Below are 17,917 nucleotides of genomic sequence, written 5' to 3'. Positions count from 1 at the left end.
GCCATCCCCGGTGGGGACGGCCAGCACACGGCGTTACGGGGTACGTCAGGTGTTGCTGGTGGGTGCGGGTGTGGTTACCAGGATTGGCGGCCGTCGAGCAGGACGGCGACGATGCCGAATTGGTCGCCGTCGAGGATGCGGGTGGAGTTGTAGTAGTTGCTCATGATGCCGCCTTGGGAGTCGTTGGAGACTTTGGGCACTGTGCGGGTGGAGTAGTCGTTGGCGGCGACTCTGGAGGCGCCTTGGTAGGTGCTGGCGAGGGCGAATTCGTCGCAGCTGATGGGGCTGCCCGCAGGGCAGGCTTTGTCCCGGTTGGCGTCGATGATCGCTTGGTTGGTGGTGCGGGTGAGGTAGTTGTACTGCGGGTTGCCCCAGTGGCTGGGCAGGCTGGCCTGGGCGTCGAAGACGTGCTGGGACACGGCGGCGATGGCCGGGTTCTTGACCGGGTCGTAGACGACGGCGGTAATCGCGGTGGGGTTCACGCAGCCGGTGCGGATGGTTGCCCGGTCACAGCGCGCGTCCAGGGAGGCGTCGGTGTGGGACCAGGTCAGGCCGCCGGCGTTCTTGAGGGTGATCCCGATCAGGCCGGTGAACTTCTCGATCGCTCCGGCCGTGCCGAGGTTGTTGGCGTACTGGTTCCAGGTGTGTTCGACGGTGGTGTTCGGGGTGAGCGGGACTTCCTTGGTCGGCAGGACCGTTCCGGTGCCGCATTTGGAGGTGTTGGTCAGGCACGGCGTGGCCAGATGGGCGCGGGTGCCGCCGGCGAGGTTGCCTACCCCGGTGCCGACGTCGATTTTGGCGTCGAGTTTCCAGGCCGCGTTCCCGCTGTTGAACTGGGTGACCTTGTCGAACTCGACCGAGAGGGTCACGGTGTAGGGGAGGCGTCCGGTCTCGCGCAGGGTGCCGTTCTCGCTGCGGCGTTCTTTCAGCACCCAGCCCTTGCGAGAGCACGCGGTCCATCGGTCGGGGTTGGACACGTTGCCGCTACACCGAGGGGACAGCCCAAGGGGTGCCGGCGCGGAGCGGGGTTGCGGGCCGAGGTCGTCCAGGGCGGTGGGGTCGGTGGTGTTGTCGCTGGGGTTGATCCGCTGCGGTGTCGTGCTCGCCGTGAGTTCCTGTGACCCGGCTTCCGCGTCGATTATGTGGACGTTCCAGTACAGCGAGCCTCGTTCGAAGTCCTGTCGGCGGCCGCCGCCGAAGTCGTACTCGTCGCTGACCGGGAACCCGTAGGCGCCTTTCTCCCAGTCCGCCTGGGCCCAGTAGTCCCGGATCGCGCCACGCACGATACGGGCCGCGGCCGCACCGTTCTTCCAGTAGATCGAGCCGCCCTCGAAGTGGTTGAACCGGCCACCGTTGACCGGGGTCTCCGAGACCAGGGGATAGCCCAGGGAGCCGCGCTCGTCGCCGTTGGTCAGCCATTTCTGGAGGATCAGTCCGCCGACCTGGTTGGCTTTCCCGCCGGCGACGTTGGGGTGCCAGTAGATGCGGTTGGTGTCGACGCCGAAGGCCTGCCACCGGCCGCCGCGGGCGGCGTCGAGCTCATCGCTGTTGGGCTCACCGACCGTGGGCGGGCCACCGGGCCACAATGTGCCCAGCCGGATGAACTCCTGCTCGATCGCCCCGCGCACCCAATGCCCGTTCCGGAACTGATCCGCGGTGGCAGGGCCTGCCGACACCACGACCGCGGCCATGATGAGGGCCAGGCACAGCGGATAGTGCAGCCACCGCCCCCGCAGGGTCCTTCGTCTGCCCGACACGGGGGTCCGTCTCCGAACTCGCATCTGCATGTCCGCCTTTCATCAGCCGCTAGCGCCGCACTCAGTCGATCGACGTTAGCGATTCACGATGAAATCCTGATGACACGGCAACGCTCGCCACCTGCCCGCGGCGGGTATCGCGACGGCGGTCGTCAGCTCAACGTCCGGAGCTGCCCGCCCCGGTCTCGTCCGCCGGCCTGTCGCTTCTGCTGAGTGGCGCTCGGGCGTTCTGCCGAATGCACGTTCTGATCGGCTCGGCTGATATAGGTGGGCCGCATACTGCGAAACGAGTGCAGTAGGTCGGCAGAGAGCGCGAGATCCTGGTGGGGCCTCGGCAGCGGACAGGATTTCCAACACCGCGAGATGGCTGATTGGGGCCCACGACGCGTCGAGGGCGGTGCCGGCGAGCAGGCCGCGGGTGCGGTTGCTGACCCGGGTGGCTCGTTTCCTGCAGACCACCACGGTCCTCGCCGGTACTGGCCCTGGTCAGGAGCTGGTCGGGATGAAGAACCGTTGCGGTCCGTGCGCTGGCACGCACGTTTGGGCGATGACAACTGTTAGCGACGTTCCTCATGCCACGAAGCGCACGCTCGGCTGTGGCCTGGCCCTTTCGATGAGTGACCTTCGCGAGCATTATGGTGTGGGTGACAGTGTTGCCGGCAGTCTCAGTCCTTGTCCGCACATGGTTCGGTGATGACAGTGCGTGGGAGTCACTGGTCGTGGCGGTTCAGACGCCCAGCGAGGAGGGGTTTCTGGCGACTGTCGCTCTGGTGAACGATCCGGTGTTCGAGGGCCTGAGCGTCGAGGCGTTGACGGTGACGCAGAGGGCTGGGCCGGCCGTTTCCTTTCTGGCAGACGAGGTAACTCTCACCGGTGTCGAGCGGCCCGTCTTGGCGGTCCGGGTTCTCCCGCGCCGGGACGGCGACGCACGCGATCATCGGCCGTTTCGGGTGGTGCCTGGCGAGCTGTGGAGCGTGGAGAACAACATCAACCTGGCAAACATGGACTGGACGGACTTTACTGACTCAGTATCCGGAGACGGCGTCTTCCGCGGCTTCTGAAGCACTTTTCCGCATGGGCTACGGACTGCCTCGCCAGCCTTAGCGATCCGGGTGCTGGCTCCATCGCCGTAGAGCCAGCGCCCGACGGTGTTATGGGGTGGTGCTGATTCGGAGGGTGGTCCAGCGTTGGCTGGCGTGCCGGAGCTGGCGCGCCTAATCACCCCGATCCTGCGCGCGGATTACGAAGTGTTCGAGACATACCGGCACTGCCCAGGCGCTCCACTTCCGGTCCCCACCACAGTCCTCGCGGGCACCAACGACCCGGAGGTCACCTCGGCCGAAATGACCGCTTGGCGTGACCTCACCGCGGAAGACCCTGAATTCCACATCTTTCCCGGTGGCCACTTCTTCCTGTCGGATCATCTCAAGTCGGCAGTCAGCGCCGTGGTGGCCAGATTGCGCCAGCCAACCCTGTAAAACTTCTCGCGACGTGCCCCGTCCAATGAGGCGCATTGGCCAGCATGGGTGCGAGCCGGTTAAGGCTACAACCCGGCAATGCTAGGGCTCTCCGGTGACAATCTTTGGTGTCACATAATGTAAGCTCTCTTGAAGAATGCGGGGTGAAATTCCGAGAAAGTGCCGTGCGGTTCATCGTGACCTACGGCTGCCGTGCCATCACCGACGCCGCACCTGTCTTGAGCCATGAACACAAACGCGTCGGCGAATTCACCGCGGACGAGGTCTCAGGCCTGGTCATGCCCGACGGCTACAAACGCTCGATCGAGGCCTGGTTCACCCGGCTCGGCGCGGACAATGCGGTCGGGTAGGTCTGTTGTGGACCGGCGGTGCGAACGTTGCAGACACCGCCTCGGCGGCTTCGAAAGTTCGGCGGTGTGTCCGGCCTGCAGCAGCGGTAGTGCCTCCCTCGCTACCGCGCCGCTCCGGCTCGCGTCGGTATGTGGATGTGGTCGGATCCCGCCGCCGCGGCGTTTGCCTCAGCGGCAATGTCATTTCGCCGGTCTGTGACGTCCCGGTTTACCGAAGGTGTCCCTTGTGGACAGCGATAGGCGATGTTATTGCGGAAGTGGGGTCTCCAGTGTAAGGAAGCCGTTAAAGCCGCGCTTGAGGTAACTCAATAGGTAAGCGTGGCGAGAATGGCACCCGCTAGCACCCGGTAGCCCCCTAACTGCAACCAGGACTCCAAGCGAGCCCAGGAAGCAGGATGCGGCCCGCCTCGGGCGCAGTGACCGCATCCTGCCAGTTCGCCCACCCAACATCCTTTCCGGTACTCTCATCCAGACAGGTGAAGAACAAGATGAGGAGACAGAGTGCGCACACTGGGTGAAGCATTTGGAGCATTGCTGGACTACGAGCCAACTGCCGGTGCGGGCACCGTGGTTTACAAAGAGCAGACCGGAGCTGAGGTCACCAGTGCTGTCGCCATCACACGTCGGCCCTTCCCTGCTCGGTGGAGGATAGAAAATAGCCACGGGCTCCGGGTAAATGACGGCGTTACCGAGTGGACAGTACCCGTACACGGAAGTCAGAGTTCACGTCCTGCCGAGACGAGTCTCCTCGTCCCTTTCCCGCTCTACCCGATCTTGCCAGAAAAAGCCCCGATTCTCGGCAGGTCGACTGACGACTGGCGACCCATTAACGCCCACAAGGCTGGCAATTCCTTTGTCGTGATAACGGTCGAAAAGATGGATCAACCCGAGACTACAGGAACACTGACTGTCGACCTGTCAGATAAGATCATCCGAGAGATGGATCTGGGATGGATCACCATCGAAGTTATCGATTGGTCATCCGCATGGTTACCCGAGTCGGACACCTTCAACGTTGCCATGTGATATCAAGGCTTGGCTTCTTCTCCGTTGGGATAGATGCATCCACTGGCTGGTTTGCACTCGAATAGCGGGCCGGGCGCATCGCCGTGAAGGTCGAAGACCACCCCAGCCTCCAGGTCGTTAACCTTGAAGTTTGTCATATTGAAATAGAAGAACTGTCGATCCGAATACTCGGTTTGCAGATAAGTGGACTTCTTGTCATTGGTCGCGAAGACGCTATTTCCCGTGGGGACGGTGTCGGCGACAACATCAGTGCCAGGCCAGTAAATGTAGCGCTTCAGTTGGATGACAGCACTGAAGGCGACCAGCCTATTGTCGTTCTGCGTCCAGTAGTACTCAAACCAGTGATTATTCGACTGAAGGCTGATTATTTCACGAAGGAACATACTGGTTGACCAGTCCGTGCCGCCACCTGACTGACCATAGGCGGCAGGGTACTCAGCGCGCCCACGGTAAGGGGTGTCAACGTAAGTTCCGTACTTTATTAGCGCTTGATCGTCGCCCTTGACCTCGGAGACAAGTGACTTCCTTTCGTGTTCACTTTTACCTGTCGTCTCGCGATATTCGTGACTTGCCTCGTTGACTACGAACGTCTTCTTTTTGCCTTCGATGGTTGCTGAGACGTTGGCGATGCCATCAAAGCATATAAAGTCGGTACGCGCCTGAAGCTTTACCGCCTTGGCGGCTTGCACGCAGGATCTTTCGACTATTGTATCGGCATTCGCGACGCTGACGCTTGCGAGTGTTACGGTCAGAAAAGTGCAGAGCAAGATCGCCACAGATTTCGCGCTTCTACGCATTAATATTCCCCAAGACGTAAGATATTGGCGAAGTCGGTTGACGCGGGCGGCGACCTAGAAATAGCCCGCTCAATGACACCTCCCCAGTGTCGATCGCCAATGATCACTGTATTCGCCTCACAGCTGTGCTCGTCAAGGGAAAGAGCAGTGGTTCACCTGCCTGGCCGAGCGCCTTCCAAGCAGGCGAACCGCACCGCCCTTTGCTGCCTCAGGACTTACTGTAAGTCGCATCGACTAGCTGGAGCCGCTGGACGCCTTGCCGCGTCCCTTCGCTTTGGGGGCGGAGCTGGCCTTCTTGCGGGCGGCGCCGCGCTTCTTGGCTGCGGCGGCGGTCTGTCGCTTGCGTGGAGGCATTCAGTTCACCCCCTCTCGGTGTCGTCGGGTTCGGGCATCGTGACGCCGAGCAGTTCCGCGGTGGCGTAGCCGTCGAGGTACTTGTCGCCGATGACGACGAGACCGGCGGCGGCGAGGAAGGTGTCCTTGTCGTCCTGGCTTGTGAAGCAGACGCAGAACCAGTACTCGCTTTCGGTCGCGAGCTGCATTCGTTCCAGTTCGCGGGCGGTGCGTTCGCGGAAGCCGCGGTGCAGCGCGTCGAGCTCGGCCGGGCGTCGTCCTCTTTCGTCGCCCGTGTACTCGACGCCGGCGAGCGGATCGGGGGCTGGCTCGGCCGTGAGCAGGGCCAGCACGTCATCGTTGGACTTCATGCCGGACACGGACGACGACATCTTGAGCTGCGCGAGCAGCGCAACATTGGGATCGTCAGCGGGTGAGGTCATGGCGCAGCAACTCCAGCTCTGCGAGGGGGAACCAGTCCAAGTCTCGGGTGTAGTCCTCGGGTGCATGACGGCTCAGCGGTTCGATGAACCGGTAGTCCAGGCCGTCGAACGAGTGGCCGTGCGATCCCGTCGTCGATTGGCACTGGACAGTCGCGGCATGGGTGCGGCCGCAACGTCGGTGCTTTGCTGCTCCCAGACGGCCGATGCCCTGCGCATGCATCGTTCCGCAGCCGTATTAACAATCTGCCATCGTGCGGACCGGCGGAACACGTAGTTCATCAGCGAGTGTCAAAGGGAGTTGTCCAGAGCGGCGATCGGTCGGCTCTTCGTTAGTGCGCCGGGCCTGAGTCTGCAGCGTCCGGCAGAACGTGGCGGGTTCGAAGGCAGACCTCCCCGAGGTGCCCGAGTTGGGCCCTGAGCGCTGGTTGCGGTTGCTGTGATGTTTAGGCAGTCTTGGTGTTGTTGGTTGTGCCCTCCCAGTGCGACGGATCTGGGACGTGTCATGACTGCATCTCGTTTGGTCAGTTCCGGTGTTCAGCGGGATGACGGTGCCGCCCCAGAATTTTCGCCGGTTCCTTCCGGGCGGGCGGCTGAGACTGAGCCGATGGCCGACAGGATCGTGTCATCGTTGCTGATGCCTGTCAGAGGTTCGGGTCGCAGGGACCCGGTTCCTCCGCCGATCGCTGAGCTCGGTTCGCTTGTCGATAGTGGGTCGGTTGGATTCAGTCTTGTTCGGATTAATGACACTGGCACTGTGGCCGCGAAAGTTGCTCTGTCGCAGTTGGCGTGGTGTCCTGGCCAGTCGATTCGGTTCGATGTGTCCGCCGGTGTGCTAGTGGTGGCACGTGTGGCAGGCGAGCGCGTGACCGGGCGTATACCAACGAAGATGGGTGTGGTGCTGCCTGCGCGTTTGCGGGCGAGGTGCCGGATGCGGGTGGGGGAGCAGGTGTTGCTGGCGTCGCTGCTTGAGCATGATCTGCTGGTGGTGTATCCCCAGCACATCCTGCACGCGATGGTCACGGGGTTTCACGCCTCGCTGCTTCGTAGTCGTGATCCATAGGGTGGCTGACAGCTGCTGAGGGTGATGCTTGCGGGCACGAATCCGTGGCCGCAAGCACCACCTCCAGCAGCCTGGAGCACGCTTGGTGAGTTGGGTCAGGCGGCGAGCGGGTGTGGTTCGCCGGTGAGTGCCGCGAGTGCGGCGGCGACTTCGGTGATGTCGGCTTTGACGTAGCTGGTGGTGGTGAGGTCGCTGCCAGTGTCGGCGTGTCCGGCGTAGGCGCGGGCCACGCCGATGCCGAAGTTACGTTCGACCCAGGTCAGAGTGGTGTGCCGGAACCAGTGGGCACTGACCTGCAGAGCCCGGGCCCACTCGAGCTCGGCGCGGACTCGTCGGAAGATGTAGTCGTAGCGGCGTTTGGTGATGGGATTGCCGTTGGCGTAGCGCAGCAACTGACCGTCTGGGTCACCGCAGCCACGCTCCTCCCCGTGAGCGATGAGGTGGCGCATCAGGGTGGGGGAGACGGGTTGCCAACGTTCGGTCTCGCCTTTCTCCCGGAGCCGGATGGCGCACTGCCGGCGATCGAGGTCCCGTGGTCGCAGGGCGAGCGCGCCGCCGCGGCGGCAGGCGGTCTCCTCGTGTGTGCGGCAGAGGAGGGCGTCGAGTTCCGGGTCGTCGCCGGTGCTGGCGACGACGTCGTTGAGCTCGGACAGTTGCGCGTTGGGCAGGGCGCGCCGGGTGGAGGCGTTACGCCGTGGTTTGGTGACCCTGCGGGCGGGATTGCGGTGTTGATCGAGCCGGCCGTCGTTCTCCAGGTGTTTGTAGAGGCAGCGGACGGCGGCGATGAAGTTCTCGGCGGCGTTGCGGCCGCCGCGGGAGTTGCGGCGGACCACGGCGGTGGCGCGTGCGATCTCGGACTGGGCTTTGATCTCGGTGGCGGTGATCGTGTCCATCGGCCGGTCACCCCACGCGGCTTCGGCTTTCGCCCAGTACGAGCCGTAGGAGGCCGCGGTGCTGGGGGACAGGAGCGCGGCGACGACGGGGATCCATTCCCGGATCGTCGGCATGGGTTTGCGCCGCGACGGGTCGTCCTGGGGCGGCGGGCCGGCGGCGAGGAGTTCGGCGGGGTCGACGCCGAGACGATTCAGAAGGAGGCGGGCGGTTTCGAGGTCCTGCGGGCTGGCGGAGGTGGTCATGATGCCTCCTCGGTGGTGGCGAGCGTGGCGTGAAAGGTGCGGAGCATCGCCTGCACGGCGGATTCGGGGTGGACGACGAGGACGTCGTGCTCGGCGTCGGCGACCAGGAGCATGCGGGCTCCCGCGTCGACGCCACAGGCCCTGCGGACCGCTGCGGGCAGGCAGACATAGGGCTTGCGGGGCATGACGAACACACCGTCGGTCCGCCGGTGGATCACCACCGACGTCTTGACGAGCGTGATCAGCAGCCGATCATCCGTGGTCCAGCCGAGAGCCGCGACCGCGCCACGGTCCTGCAGGCGGCCACCGGCGTCGAGCACCGCGATCGACAACCGCGGTCCACTGGCAGCGCCCAGCGTGCGCAGGGACGGAAGCTCCAGCGGCACCGGGGCTGACAACGGCGCTCGCACCCGCGCGGAAGAGGGGACTGTGCCGGGCAAGGACACCGACGAGATCGGACGAGTCACGACACACCTCCCCGGACTGCTCCACGCGGGGAGGGCGTGATGATGATCAGTCTAGCCGAGCAGGACCTAACGCAAGAAAGACCCGCCGTAGCGGGCCAATTACTCTGTGCTGTGGGAGATCCACCATGAATATGTGTCCGAGGGGGGACTTGAACCCCCACGTCCGTTAAGGACACTAGCACCTCAAGCTAGCGCGTCTGCCATTCCGCCACTCGGACTTGCTGATGTGAGAAGAGTATACGTCGCCTCGGAGGCCTCAATCAGGGGGGTCCGTGTCGTCACGCAGACCTACATTGAGACCATGATCGGTTACCCTCCGACAGCTTTCGTGCCTCTGGAGGGGTGGATAATGCGGGTAAGTCCCCAGGTCGGAAACTAGAAATGCGTAGGGTGACCGCTAGTGACAGAGGGTCGTGGGTGGTGGGGAATCAAACCCGGTCACGGAGCGCTTACATGTGCTGTGAAGAAGATTGGCTTCCTCTCGTTCGGCCACTGGTCGGCGAGTGAGCACTCCGAGACCCGGTCCGCCGCGGACTTCCTGCATCAGTCGATCGACTTGGCGGTCGCGGCCGAGGAGCTCGGCGTGGACGGTGCCTACTTCCGTGTTCATCACTTCGCGCGGCAGGCGGGTAGTCCGTTTCCGTTGCTGTCGGCGATCGGCGCGCGGACCTCGAGGATCGAGATCGGGACGGGCGTGATCGACATGCGCTACGAGAACCCGATGTACATGGCGGAGGAGGCGGGTGCCGCCGACCTCATCTCGAGGGGCAGGCTCCAGCTCGGGGTCAGCCGGGGATCGCCGGAGCAGGTGATCGACGGGTGGCGGTACTTCGGTTACGGGCCCGCGGAGGGGCAGACCGCCGCGGGCATGGCGCGGCAGCGCATCGAGGTCTTCCTCAAGCTGCTCGACGGCGAGGGGTTCGCGCAGCCGAATCCGCGGCCGATGTTCCCCAATCCGCCGGGGTTGCTGCGGCTCGAGCCGTACTCGGAGGGGTTGCGCGAGCGGATCTGGTGGGGTTCCAGCTCGAACGCGACGGCTGTGTGGGCGGCGGAGCAGGGGATGAACCTGCAGAGTTCCACGCTCAAGGACGACGAGACGGGCGAGCCGTTGCACGTTCAGCAGCGCAAGCAGATCGAGGCCTACCGCGAAGCCTGGAAGGAGGCCGGCCACGCGTGGGAGCCGCGGGTGTCGGTCAGCCGCAGTATCTTCGCGTTGACCAACGACCTGGACCGCGCGTACTTCGGCCGCGATCGGAACTCGCGCGACCAGGTGGGCATGATCGACGAGACGACCAGGGCGATTTTCGGGCGGTCGTATGCCGCGGAGCCGGATGAGCTGGTGCGGGCGCTCAAGGAGGACGAGGCGATCGAGGCCGCGGACACCTTGTTGCTGACGATCCCGAACCAGCTCGGTGTCGAGTACAACGCGCACGTGCTGGAGAGCATCCTCACGCACGTGGCGCCGGAGCTCGGCTGGCGCTGAGAATGCGCGATTCGGCGGATGGGCCGGGGCGCCTCGCTCGTTACGATCAGGGGATCCCCGGCCATCGGAGGGTCCCATGAGACTGCCCCGATTCCACTTCCTGTTCGGCCTCGCCTTGGTCTTCTGCCTGGCCCTGCCGCCGACGGCGCAAGCGAGCGCGCCGGCCCCGCTCGGCGGCGGGAGCGTGTTGCAGACCGGCGTCTCGTCCCGGTGCACGGCGGGATTCGCCGCCGTCTCCGGCAAGACCGGCTACCTGATCGCGAGTTCCTCCTGCGGCAAACCCGGCGACACCATTCGCAGCGGGGGCCGGGTGGTCGGGGTGGTCGTGGGCGCCCAGGTCCCGCCGACCGGCGCGATCGTCATCAGGGTCACCAACACGACCGACTGGCGGCTGGTGGGATCGATCCCGCCCACCGACAGCCGGGTGACGATCACCGGTTCGGTCGAAGCGCCGGTCGGTTCGTCGGTGTGCCGGTACGGCGCGACCACCGGCTGGCATTGCGGGATCATCCAGGCGAAGAACGTGTCGATCACCTTCCCCGAGGGAACGCTGACCGGCTTGACCCGCACGTCCGTATGCGCCGAGCCGGGTGACAACGGCGGGCCGTTCGTCAGCGGGACGCAGGCGCAGGGAGTACTGGTCGGCGGCAGCGGGAACTGCTCCAGCGGCGGCACCACCTACTTCTTCCCGGTCAACCGCGTCCTGTCGGCCTACGGGCTGACGATCCTCACCGGCACCTAGAACGGCAGGACCCTCGGATACGGTGGAGGGGAGTGCCGCGCGAACGCGGGTGTGGTCGTGACCCGGGCTTCTCCGACGGCGTCGAAGATCGTCTGGTGTTCCGGGGCGAGCCCGGCGGCTTCGGCGTTCAGCGCGGCAGGCCCGCTCGACGGCCAGTGTCCGCGGTCCAGCCGCCGCTCCAGCGTGCGCAGGGCGGTGATCTCCTCGGACGCGGTGAACACACAGTGGCCAGCCCGGTTCACGAACAGCTGACGAAGGTTCCCCGGGTCGCCGGCCACCGCGACTCGCTCGGCGTAGGCGCGTTCGTGCGCCGCCGGCGCGGTGCCGTCCGCGACGGTGTGCGTGGTCAGCACCGGGAACGGCGTGCGTCCCAGTGGCAGCCCGAATCGCGCCAGGTAGCCGGCCGCGGCCGGATCAGGGGAAATACGTGGCGCCTTCGCCAGCTTGTCGAGGTCGGCGCCGAGATCGAGGCCCGCTTCCGCGTAGGCGCGTTCCACCAGCGGCCGCTCGCCTGCCTTCGCCAGGACCCGCCGGTAGTCGACACCCACGTTCCAGCTCGGGTTGCCGCCCGCGCGCTGTTCCAACGCGACCCTGTCGACGCCGAACGCGCTGGCACGATAGAAGCGATCCCATACGCCCTGCCAGAAAACCTGTTCCGCGACGTCCGGCGGACGGGGACGGGTGGCGTCGAACCAGCCGGGGATCTCGGCCAGCGCGTTCGCCAGCGCGAGCCGGGCCTGGCCTTGCGGGTTCGCGGTGGCGGCCTGCACCACGTTGATGAACTTGCCTGCATTGGCCGCGGGGTCGGTGATCCGCACCAGTTCCAGCTGCGCGTCGAGCAGCGTGTTCAGCGCGTAGCCGAGATCGAGCCCGGAGTTCCAGTGCGCGGCCCCGCCGGCGAGGTTGCCGCAGAAGGTCATCAACCCGGCGAACCGGCGCGGGTTCCGCTCGGCGAGCAGGGTCGCGGTGATCGCCCCGATCGATTCGCCCGCCGCGATGGTCCGGCGCGGCGGGCCGACCGTGCGGGCGAACCAGTCGTGCAACCGGATCTGGTCGGTCAGCGCCTCCTCGATCGACCAGCCGCGCACGGTCCGGTACTGCGACGCGGCCAGCGCGTAACCCTGCTCCAGTAGGTAAGACTCGGTCGTGGGCTGCGAGGTCAGCGCGATCCGCTCCGGCTCCGGATACTCCAGGGAGTACATCCCGTGGCTCCACAGCATGAGCGTGCCGTTCCAGTTGTCCGGCACCAGCACGAGATAACGCGCGCCTTCGAGTTCGCCCTCGTATCTGGTCACCGGGCCGGCGGCCGAGGCGCCGGGAATCACCAGCCCCAGAAAGACGGTGAACAGGGCCAGCAAAGTCAGACCACGCCGTGCCATGGGCAATCACCCCGGGAGTCATCTTTCCAGTGCGAGGTGAATTGTCCAGATCCGCTTGGCCTAACTGAACACCACTGAACGCAGGAGAAGTCTGTCCGAACCGCGGCCACCGTAGGGGCGGAGTGAGAAGTAGGAGTCGCTCTTGCATTCGTCGTCCAGGAAGACCACCGCCCTCGAGTCGGTGTTGTTGCGCGGACGGAACGCGTCGACGTCCCAGTCGGCTATTTCGGGGATTTCGATGCATTCGCCGCTGGGCGGGTCCACCAGGGTGCCGACTTGGAGCTCTTCGTGTTCGTCATAGTAGCGGTAGGTGAATTCACCTTCGGCAGCGGAGGCCGTCGCGGGGATCGTGAAACACAGGGCGACGGCACTGGCCATGGCGAGGAAAGCAGTACGTGGACGCATAGGACGACGTTAAGTCGATGATCAAGATTTCCGGTAGGCCTCACGGCCAGGTCCACTCGGGGGAGTGGACCGAAGTCCGGCCGGTGATCGATAGTGAGGGGCATGTACACCGGCAACCCCGACGTCCCCGACGACGTGTTCGCGGCCGTCCTCGGCCAGATCGACGACTTCGTCCGCACCCGCGTGATGCCCCGTGAGCGAGAAATCATGGGCACGGACGCCATTCCGGCCGATCTGCGGGCGCAGGCGGCGGCGATGGGGTTGTTCGGGTACGCGATCCCGCAGGAGTGGGGTGGGCTCGGCCTCGATCTGGTACAGGACGTCGAGGTGGCGATGACGCTCGGCTACACCTCCTTGGCGTTGCGGTCGATGTTCGGGACGAACAATGGGATCGCCGGACAGGTACTGGTGGGGTTCGGGACGGAGGAACAGCGGGCGCGGTGGCTGCCCGGGATCGCGTCGGGTGAGGTCGTCGCGTCGTTCGCGCTGACCGAGCCGGGTGCCGGATCGAATCCGGCCGGGCTGCGGACCAGTGCGAAGCCGGAGGGTGACGGCTGGGTCATCGACGGCGGCAAGCAGTTCATCACCAACGCCACCGAGGCCGGTCTTTTCGTGGTTTTCGCGCGTATGGGCACGGGGATCGCGGTGTTCCTGGTGCCCGCGGACGCGCCGGGCATCACGGTCGGCGCGAAGGACGCGAAGATGGGGCAGGAAGGCTCGCGCACCGCGGACGTCACTTTCTCGCAGGTGCGTGTCGGGCCGGAAGCACTCGTCGGCGGGGACGGGGAGGTCGGGTACAAGGCGGCGATGACGTCGCTGGCCCGCGGCCGGATCCACATGGCGGGGCTGGCGGTCGGGGCGGCGCAGCGGGCGCTCGACGAGTCGGTCTCGTATGCCGCGACGGCGACCCAGGGTGGCACGCCGATCGGGGATTTCCAGCTGGTGCAGGCGATGATCGCCGATCAGCAGACCGGTGTGCTCGCCGGCCGGGCGCTCGCCCGTGAGGCGGCGCGGTTGTATGTGACGGGGGAAGACCGGCGGATCGCACCGTCCGCGGCGAAGCTGTTCTGCACCGAGATGGCGGGCAAGGCCGCGGATCTGGCGGTGCAGGTTCACGGCGGAAGCGGCTACATGCGCGAGGTCCCGGTCGAGCGCATCTACCGGGACGTCCGGTTGATGCGGCTGTACGAGGGGACCAGTGAGATCCAGCGGCTGATCATCGGTGGCGGGCTGGTGCGGGCCGAGAAGAAGAAAGCATGACCCGGCCGCTCGAAGGGGTCACGGTCGTCGCCATCGAACAGGCTGTCGCCGCTCCGCTGGCCACCCGCAACCTCGCCGATCTCGGCGCGCGCGTGATCAAGGTCGAACGTGTCGACGGCGGGGATTTCGCGCGTGCCTACGACCACGCCGTACACGGCACCGGCGCGCATTTCGTCTGGCTCAACCGGGGTAAGGAATCGCTCGCCGTCGACCTCAAGACCGCCGAAGGCCGTGACGTCGTCCGGCGGCTGGTCGCGAAGGCCGACGTGTTCGTGCAGAACCTCGCGCCCGGCGCGGCCGAGCGGCTCGGTTTCGGCGATCTGCGTGCGGACCATCCCGAGCTGGTCGTGGTGAACCTGTCCGGATTCGGGGCGGGCGGACCGATGGAGCGGCGCAAGGCCTACGACATGCTGGTCCAGGCCGAGGCCGGACTCATCGCGATCACCGGCACCCCGGACGCTCCGGCGAAGACCGGGATCCCGACCGCGGACATCGCGTCCGGCATGTACTGCGCGCAGGCGGTGCTGGCGGCGTTGCTGCGCCGCTGGCGCACCGGCGAGGGCGCGACGATCGAGGTCTCGATGCTGGAGGCCACCGTCGAATGGATGGGATACGCGCTCAACACCCGGATGTACGCCGGAACCGAGCCGGAGCGGATGGGCCTGAGCCACAGTTCGATCGCGCCGTACGACGCCTTTCCCACCCGCGACGGCCAGATGCTGATCGGCGTCCAGAACGACACCGGCTGGCGCACCCTCGTCACCGACGTCCTCGACGCGCCCGAACTCGCCGACGACCCGCGCTTCACCACGAACGTGCGGCGTGTGGCCCACCGCGCGGAATGCGACGCCGCCGTCACCGCCCGGACTTCGCAGTGGTCCAGCAGCGAACTCGACGATCGGCTCGCCGCGGCCGGGGTTCCCGCCGCGCAGCTCAAGGACGTCGGCCAGGTCGCCGAGCATCCCCAGTTGCGGGCCCGTGATCGCTGGCGCAAGGTCGGCACCGAATTCGCCCGGATCGACGCCCTGCTGCCGCCGGTGACCTTCGACGATTTCGAGGCGTGCATGGGCGACGTCCCGGCGCTGGGGGAACACACTCGGGCCTTGCTCGTCGAGTCCGGAGTGGACGCCGACGACTACCTTCGCCGCGGTATCGCAGGCTGAATTCAAATCGGCGCGACTGGAGGGGCTCCAGGTTTACGATCAAGTTCATGCGATTCGCCATCAAGACTTCGCCGCAAAACACCGTTTGGTCCGACATGCTCGCCGTCTGGCAGGCCGCCGACGAGATCGAACTCTTCGAATCCGGTTGGACCTTCGATCACTTCTATCCCATTTTCTCGGATTCGACCGGTCCGTGCCTGGAAGGGTGGGTGACCCTCACCGCGCTCGCGCAGGCCACAAAACGGCTCCGGCTGGGCACCTTGGTCAGCGGGATCCACTACCGGCACCCCGCGCTCCTCGCGAACATGGCCGCCACACTGGACATCGTTTCCGGCGGCCGCCTGGAGATCGGCGTCGGAGCGGGCTGGAACGAGGAGGAATCCGGCGCGTACGGCATGGAACTCGGCACCATCAAGGAACGCAGTGACCGGTTCGAGGAAGCCTGCGAGGTGCTCGTCGGCCTGCTGACCCAGGAGACCACCACGTTCCAGGGTGAGCACTACCAGCTGGCCGACGCCCGCTGTGAACCGAAGGGTGTGCAGAAGCCGCATCCGCCGATCTGCATCGGCGGCAGCGGCGAGAAGCGGACCCTGCGCACGGCCGCGAAGTACGCCCAGCACTGGAACTTCGTCGGCGGCACGCCGGAGGAGTTCGCGCACAAGCGCGAGGTGCTGCACCGGCACTGCGCGGACATCGGCCGGGATCCGAACGAGATCACCTTGTCCTCGCACGTCCGCCTCGACGCGGACGGCGACTACGCCAAGGTCGCCGCGGATGTCGAAGCACTCGGCGAAAAGGGCCTCGACCTGGCGATCATCTACCTGCCGCCGCCGCACACCCCCGCCGTGCTGGAGCCGCTGGCTAAGGCGCTCGAGCCGCTGCGCTGAGGTCTCGAAGGCCGGCCGGGGAGCGACGGCCCGTTGCGGAACCGGCCGGTCTCGCTATACGGTGACAGAACTAGAACAGGTTACAGTTCTGCACGGTGGGCGGACCGAGGAGCGGACATGGCGAACAGGGCTGCGCGCGGCGACGAGGCCGACTACGTGGTCGTCGGATCGGGCAGCTCGGGGGCGGCGATCGCGGGCAGGCTGGCGGAGTCCGGTGCCAGCGTGATCGTGCTCGAGGCGGGGAAGAGCGACGAGAAGATGCTCGTCAAGAAGCCGGGGCTGGTCGGCCCGATGCACGCGGTGCCCCAGCTGAAGAAGCCGTTCGACTGGGGTTACTACTCGGTGCCGCAGAAACACGTTCTCGATCGGCGGATGCCGGTGCCGCGCGGCAAGGTGGTCGGCGGCTCCAGCTCCATCAACGGCATGGTCTACGTCCGCGGCAACCGCGCCAACTTCGACTCCTGGGCCGCCGAGGGCAACAAGGGCTGGGACGCCGACAGCGTCAACGCCGCGTACAAGCGGATGGAGGACTTCGAGGACGGCGAGACCGAGTTCCGGGGCTCGGGCGGGCCGATCCGGGTCACCCGCAACAAGACTCCGCAGGAGGGCACGCTCCAGTTCCTCCAGGCGACCGCGGAGGCGATCGGCTGCGAGATCCTCGACGACTACAACGCCGAGTCCCAAGAGGGCGTCAGCCGGATGCAGCAGAACGCCGCCGACGGCCTGCGGTACAGCGCCTCGCGCGGCTACATCCACCACCTCGCGCCCGCCACGCTGCAGGTCCAGTCCGGCGTGCTGGCGAAGAAGGTGCTCATCGAGAACGGCCGTGCGGTCGGCGTCGAGGTCGTCGACGCGAACGGGGGACAGCGCACGCTGCGCGCGGGCAAGGAGGTGATCCTCGCGGGAGGCTTCGTCGGCTCCGCGCAGCTGCTGATGCTGTCCGGGATCGGCCACGCCGAGCACCTGAAGGAGCACGGCATCGACGTCGTCGCGGACCTGCCGGTCGGCGACAACCTGCACGACCACATGTTCCACGCGCTGACCTTCCGCGCGTCGTCGAGCAAGAACAGGGGCACGCCGCCGTACTTCGCGCGCGGCCTCGTCAGCGAACTGATGCGGCCCGGCACGACGTTCCTGGCGAACTCGGTCTTCGAGGCGGTCGCCTTCCTCAAGACGTCCCAAGCCGCCGAAGTCCCCGACCTCCAGCTGCACCTCCTGCCGTGGGCGTACGTGACGCCCAACCAGGACGCGCCGATCCGGCACGACGTCGACAAACGGCCCGCGCTCACCGTGCTGACCACGCTGATCTACCCGAAGAGCCGCGGCACCCTGCGCCTCGCTTCGGCCGATCCCTCGGCGGCACCGCTCATCGACCCCCAGTACCTGTCCGACCCGGCCGATCTCGAAGTGCTCGGCGAGGGCTCGGAGATGGTCCGCGAGATCTTCGCCTCGGGGGCGTTCAACGGCTCGATCAAGGAAGAACTCCACCCGGGCAAGGGGCTTCGGGGCCAGGAGTTGCGCGACGCGATCCTGAACCGCGCGACTTCGGTCTACCACGGCGTCGGCACCTGCCGGATGGGCGTCGACGAGCTCGCGGTCGTCGGTCCCGACCTGAAGGTCCGCGGTGTCGACGGCCTGCGGGTCTGCGACGCCTCGATCATGCCGTCGATCACCGGCGGCAACACCAACGCGCCCGCCATCATGATCGGCGAGATGGGCGCGCAGCTCGTCCTGTCGGACAACTGACGGAA

At 66.1% G+C, this 17,917-nt stretch carries 18 protein-coding genes, 1 tRNA gene and 1 pseudogene; 11 read left to right on the top strand and 9 right to left on the bottom strand.

What is annotated here, in order from left to right:
- Positions 1–74 precede the first annotated feature (74 nt).
- Positions 75–1,757: an LGFP repeat-containing protein gene (locus ACLJO0_RS36440; protein WP_410583735.1), complete on the bottom strand. Its 1,683-nt coding sequence runs from the start codon at positions 1,755–1,757 to the stop codon at positions 75–77.
- 312 nt (positions 1,758–2,069) lie between these two features.
- Positions 2,070–2,198, bottom strand: a pseudogene (locus ACLJO0_RS36435) (IS110 family transposase); the annotation flags it as partial.
- A gap of 203 nt (positions 2,199–2,401) precedes the next feature.
- Between ACLJO0_RS36435 and ACLJO0_RS36430 the strand changes: the two are divergent.
- From ACLJO0_RS36430 to ACLJO0_RS36415, 4 genes are all read left to right on the top strand, one after another.
- Positions 2,402–2,818 (top strand): DUF6924 domain-containing protein, encoded by a 417-nt coding sequence (locus ACLJO0_RS36430; RefSeq protein WP_410583734.1) that lies wholly within the window; start codon positions 2,402–2,404, stop codon positions 2,816–2,818.
- Between the two features lie 135 nt (positions 2,819–2,953).
- Complete coding sequence (locus tag ACLJO0_RS36425) at positions 2,954–3,235, top strand: thioesterase II family protein (RefSeq protein ID WP_410583732.1); 282 nt, start codon at positions 2,954–2,956, stop codon at positions 3,233–3,235.
- Between the two features lie 143 nt (positions 3,236–3,378).
- Positions 3,379–3,585, top strand: a complete 207-nt coding sequence (locus ACLJO0_RS36420; RefSeq protein WP_410583730.1) for a hypothetical protein — start codon at positions 3,379–3,381, stop codon at positions 3,583–3,585.
- Between the two features lie 501 nt (positions 3,586–4,086).
- On the top strand, positions 4,087–4,611 hold the full coding sequence (locus ACLJO0_RS36415) for a hypothetical protein (protein ID WP_410583729.1): 525 nt from the start codon (positions 4,087–4,089) through the stop codon (positions 4,609–4,611).
- A gap of 2 nt (positions 4,612–4,613) precedes the next feature.
- Here ACLJO0_RS36415 and ACLJO0_RS36410 read toward each other — a convergent pair whose 3' ends face one another.
- Positions 4,614–5,387 (bottom strand): hypothetical protein, encoded by a 774-nt coding sequence (locus ACLJO0_RS36410; protein ID WP_410583728.1) that lies wholly within the window; start codon positions 5,385–5,387, stop codon positions 4,614–4,616.
- 380 nt (positions 5,388–5,767) lie between these two features.
- The gene (locus ACLJO0_RS36405; protein ID WP_410583727.1) at positions 5,768–6,184 is read right to left on the bottom strand and encodes a hypothetical protein; all 417 of its coding nucleotides are present in this window, start codon (positions 6,182–6,184) and stop codon (positions 5,768–5,770) included.
- Between the two features lie 604 nt (positions 6,185–6,788).
- Here ACLJO0_RS36405 and ACLJO0_RS36400 point away from each other — a divergent pair.
- A complete protein-coding gene (locus tag ACLJO0_RS36400; protein WP_410583726.1) occupies positions 6,789–7,244 on the top strand; it encodes a hypothetical protein in 456 nt (151 codons plus the stop codon).
- 95 nt (positions 7,245–7,339) lie between these two features.
- On the opposite strand, the gene ACLJO0_RS36395 is transcribed toward ACLJO0_RS36400, so the two are convergent.
- The 3 genes from ACLJO0_RS36395 to ACLJO0_RS36385 form a co-directional block, all read right to left on the bottom strand.
- On the bottom strand, positions 7,340–8,380 hold the full coding sequence (locus ACLJO0_RS36395) for a tyrosine-type recombinase/integrase (RefSeq protein WP_410583725.1): 1,041 nt from the start codon (positions 8,378–8,380) through the stop codon (positions 7,340–7,342).
- The gene (locus ACLJO0_RS36390) at positions 8,377–8,847 is read right to left on the bottom strand and encodes a hypothetical protein (RefSeq protein ID WP_410583723.1); all 471 of its coding nucleotides are present in this window, start codon (positions 8,845–8,847) and stop codon (positions 8,377–8,379) included. The genes ACLJO0_RS36395 and ACLJO0_RS36390 overlap by 4 nt, the downstream gene beginning before the upstream one ends.
- A 134-nt stretch (positions 8,848–8,981) precedes the next feature.
- Positions 8,982–9,065: transfer RNA gene (locus tag ACLJO0_RS36385), tRNA-Leu, on the bottom strand.
- A 242-nt stretch (positions 9,066–9,307) separates the two neighbouring features.
- Between ACLJO0_RS36385 and ACLJO0_RS36380 the strand changes: the two genes are divergently transcribed.
- Both ACLJO0_RS36380 and ACLJO0_RS36375 read left to right on the top strand, forming a co-directional pair.
- Complete coding sequence (locus ACLJO0_RS36380) at positions 9,308–10,330, top strand: LLM class flavin-dependent oxidoreductase (protein WP_410583722.1); 1,023 nt, start codon at positions 9,308–9,310, stop codon at positions 10,328–10,330.
- A gap of 76 nt (positions 10,331–10,406) precedes the next feature.
- Complete coding sequence (locus ACLJO0_RS36375; protein WP_410583720.1) at positions 10,407–11,072, top strand: S1 family peptidase; 666 nt, start codon at positions 10,407–10,409, stop codon at positions 11,070–11,072.
- On the opposite strand, the gene ACLJO0_RS36370 is transcribed toward ACLJO0_RS36375, so the two are convergent.
- Both ACLJO0_RS36370 and ACLJO0_RS36365 read right to left on the bottom strand, forming a co-directional pair.
- Positions 11,069–12,451: an alpha/beta hydrolase family protein gene (locus ACLJO0_RS36370; protein ID WP_410583719.1), complete on the bottom strand. Its 1,383-nt coding sequence runs from the start codon at positions 12,449–12,451 to the stop codon at positions 11,069–11,071. The genes ACLJO0_RS36375 and ACLJO0_RS36370 overlap by 4 nt on opposite strands.
- 60 nt (positions 12,452–12,511) lie before the next feature.
- Positions 12,512–12,856, bottom strand: coding sequence for a hypothetical protein (locus ACLJO0_RS36365; RefSeq protein ID WP_410583717.1), 345 nt, complete (start codon positions 12,854–12,856; stop codon positions 12,512–12,514).
- Between the two features lie 102 nt (positions 12,857–12,958).
- Between ACLJO0_RS36365 and ACLJO0_RS36360 the strand changes: the two genes are divergently transcribed.
- The 4 genes from ACLJO0_RS36360 (at position 12,959) to ACLJO0_RS36345 (ending at position 17,912) form a co-directional block, all read left to right on the top strand.
- On the top strand, positions 12,959–14,116 hold the full coding sequence (locus ACLJO0_RS36360) for an acyl-CoA dehydrogenase family protein (RefSeq protein ID WP_410583715.1): 1,158 nt from the start codon (positions 12,959–12,961) through the stop codon (positions 14,114–14,116).
- On the top strand, positions 14,113–15,279 hold the full coding sequence (locus ACLJO0_RS36355) for a CaiB/BaiF CoA transferase family protein (RefSeq protein ID WP_410583713.1): 1,167 nt from the start codon (positions 14,113–14,115) through the stop codon (positions 15,277–15,279). Before ACLJO0_RS36360 ends, ACLJO0_RS36355 begins: the two co-directional genes overlap by 4 nt.
- Positions 15,280–15,326: 47 nt before the next feature.
- Complete coding sequence (locus ACLJO0_RS36350) at positions 15,327–16,166, top strand: LLM class F420-dependent oxidoreductase (RefSeq protein WP_410583711.1); 840 nt, start codon at positions 15,327–15,329, stop codon at positions 16,164–16,166.
- Positions 16,167–16,283: 117 nt separating this feature from the next.
- Positions 16,284–17,912 carry a GMC family oxidoreductase gene (locus ACLJO0_RS36345; RefSeq protein ID WP_410583709.1) on the top strand — a complete coding sequence of 543 codons (1,629 nt, stop codon included), beginning with the start codon at positions 16,284–16,286 and terminating at the stop codon, positions 17,910–17,912.
- Positions 17,913–17,917 lie beyond the last annotated feature (5 nt).

The sequence above is a fragment of the Amycolatopsis sp. lyj-108 genome, assembly GCF_046549005.1.
Lineage (GTDB): Bacteria > Actinomycetota > Actinomycetes > Mycobacteriales > Pseudonocardiaceae > Amycolatopsis.
This window is presented reverse-complemented; position numbering and strand designations above follow the sequence as displayed.

Bases quoted from the DNA above. Each gene is read 5' to 3' on its own strand.
- ACLJO0_RS36375 (WP_410583720.1), top strand. From the start codon at position 10,407: ATGAGACTGCCCCGATTCCACTTCCTGTTCGGCCTCGCCTTGGTCTTC.
- ACLJO0_RS36350 (WP_410583711.1), top strand. From the start codon at position 15,327: ATGCGATTCGCCATCAAGACTTCGCCGCAAAACACCGTTTGGTCCGAC.
- ACLJO0_RS36395 (WP_410583725.1), bottom strand. From the start codon at position 8,380: ATGACCACCTCCGCCAGCCCGCAGGACCTCGAAACCGCCCGCCTCCTT.
- ACLJO0_RS36345 (WP_410583709.1), top strand. From the start codon at position 16,284: ATGGCGAACAGGGCTGCGCGCGGCGACGAGGCCGACTACGTGGTCGTC.
- ACLJO0_RS36405 (WP_410583727.1), bottom strand. From the start codon at position 6,184: ATGACCTCACCCGCTGACGATCCCAATGTTGCGCTGCTCGCGCAGCTC.
- ACLJO0_RS36400 (WP_410583726.1), top strand. From the start codon at position 6,789: ATGGCCGACAGGATCGTGTCATCGTTGCTGATGCCTGTCAGAGGTTCG.
- ACLJO0_RS36370 (WP_410583719.1), bottom strand. From the start codon at position 12,451: ATGGCACGGCGTGGTCTGACTTTGCTGGCCCTGTTCACCGTCTTTCTG.
- ACLJO0_RS36360 (WP_410583715.1), top strand. From the start codon at position 12,959: ATGTACACCGGCAACCCCGACGTCCCCGACGACGTGTTCGCGGCCGTC.
- ACLJO0_RS36355 (WP_410583713.1), top strand. From the start codon at position 14,113: ATGACCCGGCCGCTCGAAGGGGTCACGGTCGTCGCCATCGAACAGGCT.
- ACLJO0_RS36365 (WP_410583717.1), bottom strand. From the start codon at position 12,856: ATGCGTCCACGTACTGCTTTCCTCGCCATGGCCAGTGCCGTCGCCCTG.